This is a genomic window from Bradyrhizobium sp. CB1015, assembly GCF_025200925.1.
Classification (GTDB): Bacteria; Pseudomonadota; Alphaproteobacteria; order Rhizobiales; family Xanthobacteraceae; genus Bradyrhizobium.
Window position 1 is genome coordinate 7,458,181 of record NZ_CP104174.1, and the last position, 12,621, is coordinate 7,470,801.

Sequence of the window (12,621 nt, forward strand, 5' to 3'; positions counted from 1 at the left end):
CGCCATGGCATTGTCGTTGGTGAATTTTTCCTTAAGCTTGGGAGTTCTGGCCCATGGTAGAACCGATCATGTACCTGGCGATCGGTTTCCTGCTCTCGATGCTGTGCGGGCTCGCGATCGTGCCGCTGGTGCATAACCGCGCGGTGCGCCTGACCACGCGCCGGCTCGAGGCCGCCACCCCGCTGTCGATGGCCGAGATCCAGGCCGACAAGGACCAGCTCCGCGCCGAGTTCGCGATGTCGGCCCGCCGGCTCGAGATGAGCGTCGAGCAGCTCAAGAACAAGACCACGAGCCAGCTCGCCGAGCTCGGCAAGAAGAGCGACGCCATCAACCGCATGAAGATCGAGCTCGGCGAGAAGAACGCCACGATCTTCGCGCTGGAGGCGCGCGAGAAGGCGGTGAAGGAGCAGCTCCGCGCCACCGAGGAGGAGTTCAGCGCCAAAACGGAAGCCTTGCGCCAGGCCGAGATCGCGCTGGCCGACAAGCAGGCCGAGCTCGCCAAGCTCAACTCCGAACTGTCCGACCGCTCGATGATGGCGGAGAGCCGCCAGGTCGAGCTGGTCGCGGTGCGGGCGCAGATCGAGGACTTGAAGCACCGCGTCGGCGATGCCGAGAAGGAATTTGCCGCGACGCAAGCGCGCCTCGCACAGGAGCGCACCGAATCCGAGACCGCCTCGCGCGAGCTCAACGAGGCGCGCGGCCGCGTCGAGAATCTAAGCCAGCGCGTCACCGAGCTCGACCGCCAGCTCATCGTGCAGGTCAAGGAGGCCGAGATGCTGTCGGGCCGCGTCGCCGATCTCGAGGGACGCCTCGCCACGCAGGGCAAGCTGCTCGCCGAGCGCGACTACGAAAACAACCAGCTGCGCCAGGACAACGAGGCCAACGAGCGCACCATCAAGGAGCTGCGCGTCGAGATCGCGGGCCTCAGCGGCGGCAAGTCGTCGGCTGCGATGGAGCAGCTGCGCGCGGAAAAGGCCGCGCTGGAGGAGCAGCTGCGCACCGCGCGCGACGAGCGCGCCAAGCTTCAGCGCGACATTAACGCGATCCAGCAGCAGGCCGAGAGTTCCTGGGCGACCGAGCGCATGGAGAACGCGCTTCTGCGCGAGCGCATCAACGACATAGCGGCCGAAGTCGCCAAGCTCGCGATGCAGCTCGAAGGCCCGAACTCGCCGATCGAGGCGCTGCTCGCGGCCGAGGCCGGCCAGGCGCCGAAGCAGGCGCCGCGCCCGGCCAACGACGCCGCAACCAACGGCACTCCTGCGGCCCGCCTGCCCGAAGGCGGCGGAACGCTCGCCGAGCGCATCCGCGCGCTTCAGGCCCACGCCTCCCGCGCCCGCCAGCAGGGCGCCTAACCGGCCAAAATCCGGCTTCCCCTGCGAACGGCACGACCTGCCGGAGGTTTTCCGCCCCGGCGACGCCTTGAAAACTTGACACCTTAGGCCGGCACTTCTAAATCGCGGGCTCCGACGTGCCGGCCGGCCTAAGGTTGCGGCCGCCTGCATGATGGTCCCGGGCGCATAGCTCAGCGGGAGAGCGTTCCCTTCACACGGGAGAGGTCCAAGGTTCGATCCCTTGTGCGCCCACCATCCATTGCCCTGAGCGAGAAGTTACTGGCGATCCTCGCGCCGCCGCTGCTCGCAGCTGCCTCCTCCAAAACTCGAAAACAACCCCATGCACAGTAGCCGGCCCAAGCCGGATCAACGGGTTATGCCGCTGCGCGTTTTCCGAAACGACGATTGACGGGCCGGGCGAAGCCGCGGCAGGAACGGCCCTTCCGCAGCGATGGAACGACTGCTCCGCCCTTCTCGGCGAGGCGCGGCGGCGTCATGCTCGCGATTGATACCGAAGGCCAGGGCCGCGATCTAAGGGCCAATTGCGTGCAAGGAGGTTGTCATGTAACTCAGCTGAATTCAGCCTGCCGCTCGAGCGGTCATATTTCCGGAAATCTCATGCCGGCGGAAGCAACGAACAAAACGCACTTTCGCATCCGCCGCGCGCCGAAGGGCGGCCGCAGGGCCGCTGCGCCGGCCCCGGATATCGAGGAAAAGATTCTCGATGCCGCCGAGTTCGTGTTCGGACATTTCGGCTTCCGCGGAGCGACGACCGCACTCATCGCCAAGAAGGCTTCCGTGGCGAAGGCCCACATCTATTACTACTTCGAGGACAAGGAGGATCTGTACCGCGCGATCCTCGAACGGGCGATGAACAAATGGGCGCGGGACATGGAGTCCCTCGACGCCACGACCGACATCGAGACCGTTCTCGTGCGCTACATCCACAGGAAGGTCGATTTCTCCCGGGATCACCCTCATCTGTCGCGGATCTACGCCAACGAAATCATCAGCGGGGCACCTTTCATCGGCAATTTTATCGAAAAGGTCTCCACGCCGCTGCTGCACGAGAAGATCAAAACGATCGAGGCGCTGGCCGCGCGCGGAGCCATCAGGCCGATCAGCGCGGCCGATCTGTTCTTCTGCATCTGGGCCATGACCCAGGCTTACGCCGATTTTTCCAGCCAGATGGCCATCATGAAGCGCAAGCGGCAGCTGGAAGAGGCCGACTACGAATCAGCCAAAGCCACGATCGTACAGCTCGTGCTCGGCGGGCTCGGGTTTTCTGCCGCCGGCGCCACGGCAGCGTCCAACCCCAAGGCCGGCTGAACGCCCGGCTCAGTGCCAATTGTCGGCATCGAAGGCATTTGCCCCTGAACCGGGGGCCGCGAACCCGTACCCTGCGCGCCTCTCTGCCTATTGAGCGGGCAATTGTCTGCGCCTGCATACCTGCGCCGGCGTGTGTGCTCGCGGATGCCAACTTCCACGTCTTGGGCTCCCAACTTGATCTGTCGTCTTTTTGACCGATCGTTATAGACTCTTGAACGATCGTTTTATATCTGAGTGCAACCTGAGATGTTGCTGCTCCCCGCCCTGCCGCGAGGGAAACGTTTCGGCTGTCGATGAGGATATGAACGAACATGAGACGCCTGCTCCCGTATCTCGCCGCACCGGCCATCCTCGGGCCGCTGGCTTTCGCCGCGCATCTCTTCTGGCGCGGCGGGTCTCTGCCTCCCACCCCAGACGTCGATCTGCTCAGTTTCCGGCGCTTCCATGCCGCGCTGCTGGTCATGAGCAGGATTTCCGCAGAACGCGGTCCAGCCAACAGTGCGATGACCGAGGCGGCAGGGGACGAACCCTTCACCGGCGCGCTGCGGGCGGCGCGTACCGAGGTCGATGATGCCATCGCGATCCTGTCGACCCTCCTTGCAGGCAAGGATCAACGCTCGCGCGACTTCCTTGCGCAGCTTGACGTCATTCGCTCGGATCTCCGTCGCGCACGGCGCGGCGTGGACGCGATCATCGCCCAACCTCGGACAGAGCGCAGTGCGGAGGGGCTTCAGCTTGCGATCGAAGGCATGTTCAGCGCCGTCGATCCCGTGCAGGCTCTCGTCGGCGACCTCGGAGATCAGATCGTGGCCGCCGATCCCGCCGCCACCGACATGGTGCAGGTCGCGACGCTCATCACCGAGCTGCGCGACGTCGCCGGCCGGCTCGGCTCGCAGCTCATCGTGCCCTTGCACACGGGCCAACCGCCCGATGCCGAACGGGTGGCCGAGATCGCCCGACTGCGCGCGCGGGTCAAGCAGATGCACGCGCTCGTCGCGGCCGACATCGCGGCCTATCTCGCCGATCCCCGCGTAGCGCAGGCCTGGGCCGTCGTGAACTCCCGTTACTTCGATCGCGCAATGGAGCTCGTGGACGGCGTACTTTTCCTGGTCGAGCCCCCCGGTGCCGTCGCCAAGCCGATGACACCAGCGCAATTCACCGCGCGACTGGTGCCGGAGATGACCACGCTGCAAGCCCTGCGGGACGCCATCGTCAGCATGCGTCCCGAACGCGCGGCGGATGCGCGCGATCGCTCCCGGCACTACGTGGCGGCCCTGCTTCGGGCGCTGGCGTCCGCGCCGGAGCGGCAATCGTTATAGGGCATTCGAACGTGACTCAGGCGGCCTCGAAGCAAGGCCGCCTTCTGGTGAAGAACAGTCACTCCGCCGGCACGGACGCAACCCGCATCTCGCGCGACATGAGCACGAGGTGCAGCACGGCCCCGAGAGCTGCGCCGACCAACCAGCCCCAGTCGCCGATATCGGGAATGACCTTGTAGGCGCCGAGCAAGGCGAGACCGATCGAGGCCGCGCCGGACAACACCAAAGCGATCAACGCTCTGCGATTCCAGCCGTTCTCGAAGTAGAGCGAGCCGGAGGAGGACATGGTGTAGAGATCCTCGACGACGACGTGCTGCTTACGAACAAGATAATAGTCGCTCACCATGATGCCGAACATCGGGCCGAGAATGGCGCCGAAAATGCCGACGAAGATCGTAATCGCTTGAGGGCTTGATACGAAGAGCCAGGGACAGACCATGACCGACAGGATCGAGGTGATGAGCCCGCCGGTCCGGAAATTAATGCGTTCCGGATTGAGATTGGAGATGTCGTAGGCAGGGGAAACGAAATTGGCGACGATGTTGATGCCCATCGTTGCAACGATGAAGGTGATCGATCCCAAGGCGACGATCCATGGGTTGCCGATCTTTTCGACAATCAAGACGGGGTCCATGATCGCCTCGCCGAACACCTGCACGGTGCCGGCGGTCACGACGACCGTGATGACGGCGAACACGATGAAGTTGACCGGGAGCCCGAGAAAGTTGCCGAGCTTCATTGCCTTTTCGTCGCGGGCGAACCGCGAAAAGTCGCCGAAATTGAGCAGCAGCGCAGCGAAATAGGCCACGATCAGCATCGCGGCATTCGCCATATGGCCGGCCGTCGCTCCCCCGGCAGGCGGACTGAGCTGCAAGTCGAGACTGGAGGTGCCGGTCTGCGCCAGGATCCAGATCGCCAGCGCGAACATCACGACGTAGACGACCGGTCCGCAGAAATCGATGAACTTCCGAATGGTCTCCATGCCGTTGAGGAAGATCAGGAGCTGAAACACCCACATGAAGCCGAAGCTGAGCCAGCCGAGCGTCGACAGGCCGGCGATGCTGTTCTGGGTCAGCGACACCGCGCCCGGAAACCAAGTCAGCACGAGAACCTGAACGGCCTTGGATGCGAAATAGGTTTGCACCCCATACCACACGATCCCGACGATGCCGCGCAAACAGGCGGCAAGATTGGCGCCCATGACGCCGAAGGACATACGTGCCACCACCGGAAACGGCACGCCGTATTTCAGAGAAGGGCGGCCGATCAGGTTCATCAAGACGTAGACCGCGGAGATTCCGATCACCATCGAGAGCAGGACTTGCCAGCCGGTCAGCCCCAGGAAGAACAGGCTGGCCGCGAAGGTGTAGCCCCCCACCGAGTGCACGTCGGACATCCACATCGCAAAGATGCTGAAAGCCCCCCAGGTCTTGCCTTCGCGCGCGGTCGGCGCGAGGTCGTGGTTGTAGAGCTTCGGATGGGCGCCCGTGATGACGACGACGGGCGGGGTGGCATGCGATCCGCTCATTGTTCCGACTCCTTGCTGAACACGCCGTTCAACAAGCAAGCGGCATGCCATTTTTGACCGAACGGTCAAACGCATTTTACGATCGGTCAATTCGTGGGCAACGTCGAATCGAGGTCCAGGCGCCGGTCCAGCCGATGGGCGGGCGGTTCCCTTCACACGGGGAGGTCCAAGGTTCGATCCGTTGTGCGCCCGCCATCCATCCCCCCTGCCCGCTCCAATATCGAACGATCCCGGATACCCGACGTCGCCGTCAGCGGTCGGCCGCGAGCGCTCCATCAAAAACGGCAAAACAACCCCATGCACAGTAGACGGGTCCAGCGGGATCAAGGGGTTACTTCTTTTCCGAAGTCGCGTTTGACTTGTCGGGCAAAACAGGGGCAGGATGGCATCGTCGGGAGAGGCGCACGGATGATCGTCGCGGCTGGAGCGGCCGGATGCATCGATGAGCGGGACGTCGGCTCACGGAGTGCGAAGCGGCAAGCCCTGTTCTGCAACCACGCGCACAGGCGGAAAAGCAACGCAATCCACGACGTCGAACAGCACGCTGATGCTGCCGTCGAATGACTGCGCGAAAGCGATCGCGTCATCACGCTTTGCGTCGGCGATTTGCGTGCCGAGCGTGCAATGAGGTCGCCAGTTTCCGGGCCGATAGTGCAGCCGACAAAAGGCTGGATCGATTGCAGCGCTGATGGAAGCGTGCCATCGAACGAGCGTTTCATCGAATTCCGGCTCCGCCCAGAGTACCAGCGGCGGACCTGCAAACCAACAAATTCGCTTGAATGCGACCAGCAATTGCCCGTCGTCCCCGACTGCGCGAAGCATGGTCTCCCACGCGGTCTTCGCGGTAATCTCGGGGGCATCATAGATGGCGAATGTAAAATGAGGGCGATAGCCGAGAGTCCTCATCGAAGGCTGGCTCTCAAACGCGGCAACTTCATCCCACAAGGCTTCGATCCGCTTTGCGGAGGAAGCGTCGGACCGAATGTTGATAGCCAAAGCCATGCGCTTGGTCGCTCCATGAGCCAATGGATTTCTGTCTTACCGGTGACGACAAAACCATGCCTTTGTGCGCTAGTGAGCCATAAGCACGGGCAAATCCGCGTGTTCCAATATATAGCTGGTCGCCCCACCGAATATCATCTGCCGTAGCCGGGTGCGGGTGAAGGCTCCCTTGATCAATAGATCGCAACCGTGTGCTCTGGCGGCATCGAGGACCGCCTCACCAGTTTCGCGCCCCTCCAGCTCAACGCTGATCAAGCTGGCCGCAATGCCATTGTATTGGAGTTGCCGAGCGATCTGACCGGCGGACGGTCCCGGCACCGCTTGGCCGCCGATCACGGTTAGGACCGACACCCTTTCGGCCAGACGAAGCAACGGCATGGCAAATGCGTTTGCCCGAGCTTGCTCGGTACTCCCGTTCCAGTGGATCATGATGTTTGTTGCGACGCTTCTTCGTGCATTCGACGGCGCCAGCAGAACGGGCCTGCCGCTCTCAAACAGCGCGGACTCAATCGCGCGGCGGTGAGGGCCCGCAGCATCAACATCCGACCGTGCCATCACGATCAGATCGAAAGCGCGCCCATAACTTCCGACAAAGTCTTCGCCCTCAGGCGCGGTCTCAAGCCAGCCGAAGCATGGCGGGCTCGACCCTGCGGTGGCTCGAGGAACATCATGCTTGAGCATGAATGCTTCGAAAAAGTTGTGCATGTCGTTCAGTTCGGCTTCGCTCTTCACTTGATACGAATCCAGGAGAATGCCGGTGGCCAATTCGGCGGCCGCATATTGAGGGATGCCGAACCGGAGTGGAAAACCTTCGATATAGGCGCCGGAGCGTCGCGCGAGGTCTAAGGCCACAGCGAGCGTGGCTGTCATCATCGGAATATTCTGAAGCGGGACCAAGAGCGTCTTCATTTTGAATCTCCGATTTTTCTGACGAAGGTTGACGGAGGATGCCTGCTTTCAATTGGGGCAGCGTCTGCAACAGCGTTACCTTGCGAGCCGCTCCGGTTTGCCACCGGCAATGGTTGCAATTCATGCGGCCTGCTCAAGTCTCGTATCGATCTCCTGGCGCAGCGCCGCGAAGTCGATTGGTTTTGTCAATAGGTCGGCGGCGCCCTTCTCCAGCGCCTTGCGCTTGGTCTCGGCGTCACCATAGGCCGTGATCATGATGACCGGTACATCGGGGCGGGCCGAGCGCACGATAGGCAGCATCTCCAGTCCGCTCATTCCGGGCATGTTGATGTCGGACAGGATCAGAATCAGGGAGGCATCCCGAATCTCGGCCGCGCGCTGCAAAGCCAGCGGTGCCGAGCATACAAACTCCATCAGAAAACGACCGGCGCGCAGATCGCGCCGAAACTGCTGGCGGAACAGCGCCTCGACATCGGGCTCGTCGTCGACCACCATGATATAGACGCTCAACTTCTGCCTCCGCTCTGCAACGGTGCCGCCCGCGTACGCGGCAGCGTAATGATGAACTCGGTATATTCGCCAGGCTCGGTATCGACCTCGATGCTGCCGCCGTGCTGTTTCACGATGATGTCGTGGCAGATTGAAAGGCCGAGGCCAGTTCCTTCGCCGGCCGGCTTGGTCGTGAAGAATGGATTGAATATCTTCTCTCTGACGTCGGCCGGGATGCCGGTGCCATTGTCGCGAATGCGGATTTCGACGGCGCCGCCGAGGTCTGTGGTCGTCGCACGCAGCCTTGGCTCGAAGCCGTCGCCGACGGCGTCCTTTTGTTTGCTCGCCGCGTAGAAACCGTTTGAAACCAGATTGAGGAACACCCGCGTGATTTCCTGCGGATACAGATCGAGCGCGCCCGCAGACGGATCGAGTTGTCTTTCAAGCGTGATGTTGAAGCCGGCTCTTTCCGCGCGGGCTCCGTGATAGGCCAGGTTGAGACTTTCTTCGAGGATGGCGTTGATGTCCGCCGCGCGGCGTTCGCCGGACCCTTCGCGGGAGTGCAGAAGCATATTCTTGACGATGGAATCGGCGCGCCTTCCGTGCTGCACGATTTTTTCCAGGTTGCCTTGCAGCATGTGGATCAGCGCGTCGATGTCCTGCCTTTCCACTTCGCCCAGGCCGGCTGAGCGCAGCGCGTCGCCGAGCTCGTCGGTCAGTTCGGAGGACAGCGCAGCAAAATTGTTGACGAAATTGAGCGGGTTCTTGATCTCGTGCGCAATGCCGGCGGTGAGTTGCCCGAGCGAGGCAAGCTTCTCGGTCTGGATCAGCCGATCCTGCGTATTTCGCAATTCCTCGAGCGATTGCGACAGTTCCATGGTGCGCTCACGCAGTTCATTCAGCAGGCGTGCATTCTCGATCGCGATCACGCCCTGGTGTGCGAAGTTGGACACGAGCTCGATCTGCTTGTCCGTGAAGGGTTTGACTTCCTGGCGGAAGATCGTGATGGTGCCAATCAGCTCATCTTCCTTGAGCATGGGCACAATGACGAGGGTCCTTGCGCCGGCAAGGTCGGCGAGCGCGCGAACGTTGGGGTCGCCTTCGATATAGGGCGGCTGCGTCCTGATGTCGTCGATATGAACCGTCTGATGAGTCTTCTCGACGGTGCCGAGCCCGCTCGCGGGATGTGGGCGAATGTTCTGGTAGAGCCGGGTATCGACATAAGCTTGCGGCGCGTTGTGCAATGCGACCGTGCGAAAGCCGCCCTCCTCGTAGAGATTCATGGTGCCAAAGCCGGCGCCGCAAATTCGCGTCGCATTCTCCAGCATCTTGTGGAAGACCGGGATGAGTGCGCCCGATGAAGCGCTTATGATTTCCAGCACCTCCGACGTTGCCGTCTGCCGCTCCAGCGATTCGTTCAATTGCTCGAACAGACGCACGTTGCCGATGGCGATAACAGCCTGGTCGGCAAAGGTCTGCAGCAGGGTGACCTGCTTGTCGTCGAATGGGCGTACCTCCATACGACGCAGCACGATCGCCCCCATGCTCTCGCCTTCGCGCAAGAGCGGCACACTCAAAACGGTCCGAACGTTGGAGCGAAGCGCATATTCCCGTCCCGTCGGGTATTGCTCCCCCTCGGGCCCGAGCAGGTCGTGCACATGAACGGTGCGACGATCGATAATCGCCCGGCCGGTAGGCGATTTGACACTGATCGATCGTCGGCTCCACACCACGGGAACCTGGCCATGGTGCGCCTGGATGACGAGATCGTCGCCATCCCTCAGAACGACCAGCGCATCATATGCCTCGCAAAGCCCGCATGCGCTTTCCACGATGGCCTTGAGCACCGGACCGACTTTAGTCGGAGAGGAAGCGATGACCCTCAAGATATTGGCGCTGCCGGTCTGGTATGTCAGCGCCTCGGATAGATCGCGCGTCCTGGTTTGCAATTGTTCGAACAGCCGGACATTCTCGATGGCGATCACCGCCTGGTCGGCAAACGTGGCGACGAGCTCGATCTGCTTTTCGGTGAAGGGCAGCACGCGCTTGCGGGCGATCACGATCGCGCCGATCGGCTCATTCTCGCGCAGGAGTGGGACACCGAGCGCCGTGCGTTGACCAGCCATCGTGATCGACGCCTGCAGGCCGTATTCGGGATCGGCCGCGACGTCGAGGATTTGCACCGGACGGCGTTCGAGGACGGCTCGACCCGTAACCGTGCCCCGGCCGGGGGCGATCGGATGAGCCTGCAGAAAGGCGATGTAGTCCTCGGAAAACCCGACCGCGGCTCCGGCCTGATATTCATCGCCCTCGCGGCGCATGATGAATGCCATCTCCGCTTCGCACAGCCGTGCCGCCGACTCGACCAGCGTGTCGAGCACGGTCTGCAGATCGAAGGTCGAGCGGCTGATCACCTTCAGCACATCGGCAGTCGCGGTTTGCTGCTGGAGCGATTCGGCGAGATCGCGCGTCTTCGCCTGGACCTCATCGAACAGCCGCACATTCTCAATCGCGATCACGGCCTGATCAGCGAAAGTGGAGACCAGGTCGATCTGCTTGTCCGTGAACGAGTTCGCGGTCTTGCGGCCCAGGAATAGCACGCCGATCGTTTCTCCGGACCGAAGCAAGGGCACGCCCAGAAGGGTGCGGTAACCGCCGGCCCGCTGTTGCTCGGGATAGGCATAGTCGGGATCGACCAGGACATCCGGGATCTGAACAGCCTTGCCGCACAGCAGGACGCGCCCGACGAGGCTACCGCGTCCAGCATTGAGCCGAACGCCCGTCGAGACCTTGGCCCACTCGGGCGAGAAATTGTACCGAGTTGCATGATAGTAGGAACCATCAGCGTCCTGCCGGAGGATTGCCGCCATGTCGGCGCCACACAGCGACGCCGCCGATTCCGTCAGCGTGTCGAGAACCGTTTGCAGATCGAACGCGGAGCGACTGATGACTTTCAACACGTCCGCGGTCGCGGTCTGCTGCTGCAGCGATTCCCGCAAGTCGTCGGTACGCGCCTGCACCTCGTCGAACAGCCGCACGTTTTCTATGGCGATGACAGCCTGGTCGGCGAAGGTCTGCAGAAGTTGCACATGATGCGGAGCGAAGGCCCCCGGCTCGGCTCGCGTTACGCTGATCATGCCGATCACCACGCCGCCGGTCGCGAGCGGAACGAACAACATGCTGCGAAAGCCGCGGGCGCGCGCGATGAATTTGATGTCGTTGGTCAGCGCTTCAGTATCGGGGGTCGGCACCACCTTGCCGGCCTGTGTCCTCGCAAAACTCTCGAAATCGGCGATCGGACGCGGAAACATCTTCTTCAATGCTTCATCGGCGGCAGAATTCGTCGGCGTGAACGCCGCCAAGTGGGCATTGCCGTCGATGAAGCGGAATACGGTCGTCGAAAAGCCGCCGAGCAAGGCATTTGCGCGCCTCGCGATAGCATCGAATACCGGCTTCACCTCCGATGGCGAACTGGCGATGATCTTGAGAATGTCCGCGGTGGCGGTCTCGCGATCTTGTGCGGCGCGCAATTCGGCCAGGAGCCGCGCGTTCTCCTGCTGCAAATCCGCCACAACGTCCTGAGGAAGCGCGGCCATGATTAAAATCCACGTCGCCAGCCGGTTCGCGGCCGACGTCAAAATCTAATCAAGAAAGCGTCGGGAATTATTCCACCATCAGGTGCTTCCGACCAGACGTATCAGGGGTTGATTTTCAATCGACTACGCGCCAATTCGCCTTTCGTGCTCGACCGAAGCGGCGAGTTCCACAAAATGCCGCTGGGGACCGATTTGCTTCGGGTCCGCTGGTCTAAAGCGCGATGCGATTAGGATGAATCGTCATCGCGCTTTAGGTTGTTGATTGAGCATGATCTTTTCGGAAAACCGCTTCACACTTTTTCCGGATCATGCTCTAGGGGGGATCGCGGGACCCAAGTACCGCGAGCGCCGTAGATTGCGTCCCGGAACACAACGACAGAGCAAGCTTCAAGCGGCCTTGGGCCGCCAGGCCGTGTAGAGACCGATCAGTGTCCCCATGGCGACCAGCGCGGCTGCCAGCAGCACCTGCAATTCGCCATCGTCGGTGGGGCCGATGGACGACACCAGCCTGGTCACGATGACGAACAGAATGCCCACTGCGGCCGCCGCACCGACGCAGAGATAAGCGAGCTCGCGCGTCAGGCCGCGGCCGAGCAGTCCGAGCGCCGTAAAATACATCGCGCAGGCGTTGGGATGAACGAACAAGGCAATGCGCGCATAGGGGCCATAGGCGTCGAACAGGGCCTCGCAGCGGCGCAGGGCCGCCTTCGAGGCCACCCGTTGCAGGAACGGCCGGAAGAAACGAGCCTGTCCGTAGCTGAGAACGGCGCCCAGGATGATGGCGAGCCACGCCACGACGAAGACCGAGCCGTCCACGGCCTTCGGATTCAGCGCCACGGACATCAGGATGAGGGCGGTTCCGGGAAAATAGCCGAAATACGGAAAGACCGCTTCCACCAGCACGCAGACGAACATGAAGGCTGGAAACCAAGCCGACCCGGTCGCGCCATGGACGATAGCGTTCAGGTCGAACAGGCTCGTCCTGTAGAGAACGAGGTACATGCACATGGCCAGACCAGCCAGCGCGTAGAACGGCAAGGCTCCCGACAAAAACCGTCTCATCCAATCATCAACTTCGTTTGGCGGAGACGACGGCCTCGCGCTGTTCCGGATCATGC

9 protein-coding genes and 1 tRNA gene are annotated in these 12,621 nt (G+C 62.1%); 4 read left to right on the forward strand and 6 right to left on the reverse strand.

Annotated elements, in window-relative coordinates:
* Positions 1-53 precede the first annotated feature (53 nt).
* From N2604_RS34920 to N2604_RS34935, 4 genes are all read left to right on the forward strand, one after another.
* Positions 54-1,352, forward strand: coding sequence for a hypothetical protein (locus N2604_RS34920; protein WP_260372480.1), 1,299 nt, complete (start codon positions 54-56; stop codon positions 1,350-1,352).
* Positions 1,353-1,511: 159 nt separating this feature from the next.
* A tRNA-Val gene (locus tag N2604_RS34925) sits at positions 1,512-1,586 on the forward strand.
* Positions 1,587-1,949: 363 nt separating this feature from the next.
* Positions 1,950-2,660: a TetR/AcrR family transcriptional regulator gene (locus N2604_RS34930; protein ID WP_260372481.1), complete on the forward strand. Its 711-nt coding sequence runs from the start codon at positions 1,950-1,952 to the stop codon at positions 2,658-2,660.
* Positions 2,661-2,971: 311 nt separating this feature from the next.
* Entirely contained in the window at positions 2,972-3,979 is a 1,008-nt protein-coding gene (locus N2604_RS34935) for a hypothetical protein (RefSeq protein ID WP_260372482.1), read from the forward strand.
* Between the two features lie 58 nt (positions 3,980-4,037).
* Here the strand turns inward: N2604_RS34935 and N2604_RS34940 are convergent, their stop codons facing one another.
* From N2604_RS34940 to N2604_RS34965, 6 genes are all read right to left on the reverse strand, one after another.
* Entirely contained in the window at positions 4,038-5,507 is a 1,470-nt protein-coding gene (locus tag N2604_RS34940; RefSeq protein WP_260372483.1) for an NCS1 family nucleobase:cation symporter-1, read from the reverse strand.
* 459 nt (positions 5,508-5,966) lie between these two features.
* Positions 5,967-6,509: a 2'-5' RNA ligase family protein gene (locus N2604_RS34945; protein WP_260372484.1), complete on the reverse strand. Its 543-nt coding sequence runs from the start codon at positions 6,507-6,509 to the stop codon at positions 5,967-5,969.
* A gap of 69 nt (positions 6,510-6,578) precedes the next feature.
* Complete coding sequence (locus tag N2604_RS34950; RefSeq protein WP_260372485.1) at positions 6,579-7,418, reverse strand: universal stress protein; 840 nt, start codon at positions 7,416-7,418, stop codon at positions 6,579-6,581.
* Positions 7,419-7,538: 120 nt separating this feature from the next.
* On the reverse strand, positions 7,539-7,928 hold the full coding sequence (locus tag N2604_RS34955) for a response regulator (protein WP_260372486.1): 390 nt from the start codon (positions 7,926-7,928) through the stop codon (positions 7,539-7,541).
* The gene (locus N2604_RS34960; protein ID WP_409241754.1) at positions 7,925-11,503 is read right to left on the reverse strand and encodes a GAF domain-containing protein; all 3,579 of its coding nucleotides are present in this window, start codon (positions 11,501-11,503) and stop codon (positions 7,925-7,927) included. Before N2604_RS34960 ends, N2604_RS34955 begins: the two co-directional genes overlap by 4 nt.
* A 387-nt stretch (positions 11,504-11,890) precedes the next feature.
* Complete coding sequence (locus tag N2604_RS34965) at positions 11,891-12,565, reverse strand: hypothetical protein (protein WP_260372488.1); 675 nt, start codon at positions 12,563-12,565, stop codon at positions 11,891-11,893.
* Positions 12,566-12,621: the final 56 nt, after the last annotated feature.

Bases quoted from the DNA above. Each gene is read 5' to 3' on its own strand.
- N2604_RS34920 (WP_260372480.1), top strand. From the start codon at position 54: ATGGTAGAACCGATCATGTACCTGGCGATCGGTTTCCTGCTCTCGATG.
- N2604_RS34930 (WP_260372481.1), top strand. From the start codon at position 1,950: ATGCCGGCGGAAGCAACGAACAAAACGCACTTTCGCATCCGCCGCGCG.
- N2604_RS34935 (WP_260372482.1), top strand. From the start codon at position 2,972: ATGAGACGCCTGCTCCCGTATCTCGCCGCACCGGCCATCCTCGGGCCG.
- N2604_RS34940 (WP_260372483.1), bottom strand. From the start codon at position 5,507: ATGAGCGGATCGCATGCCACCCCGCCCGTCGTCGTCATCACGGGCGCC.
- N2604_RS34945 (WP_260372484.1), bottom strand. From the start codon at position 6,509: ATGGCTTTGGCTATCAACATTCGGTCCGACGCTTCCTCCGCAAAGCGG.
- N2604_RS34950 (WP_260372485.1), bottom strand. From the start codon at position 7,418: ATGAAGACGCTCTTGGTCCCGCTTCAGAATATTCCGATGATGACAGCC.
- N2604_RS34960 (WP_409241754.1), bottom strand. From the start codon at position 11,503: ATGGCCGCGCTTCCTCAGGACGTTGTGGCGGATTTGCAGCAGGAGAAC.
- N2604_RS34965 (WP_260372488.1), bottom strand. From the start codon at position 12,565: ATGAGACGGTTTTTGTCGGGAGCCTTGCCGTTCTACGCGCTGGCTGGT.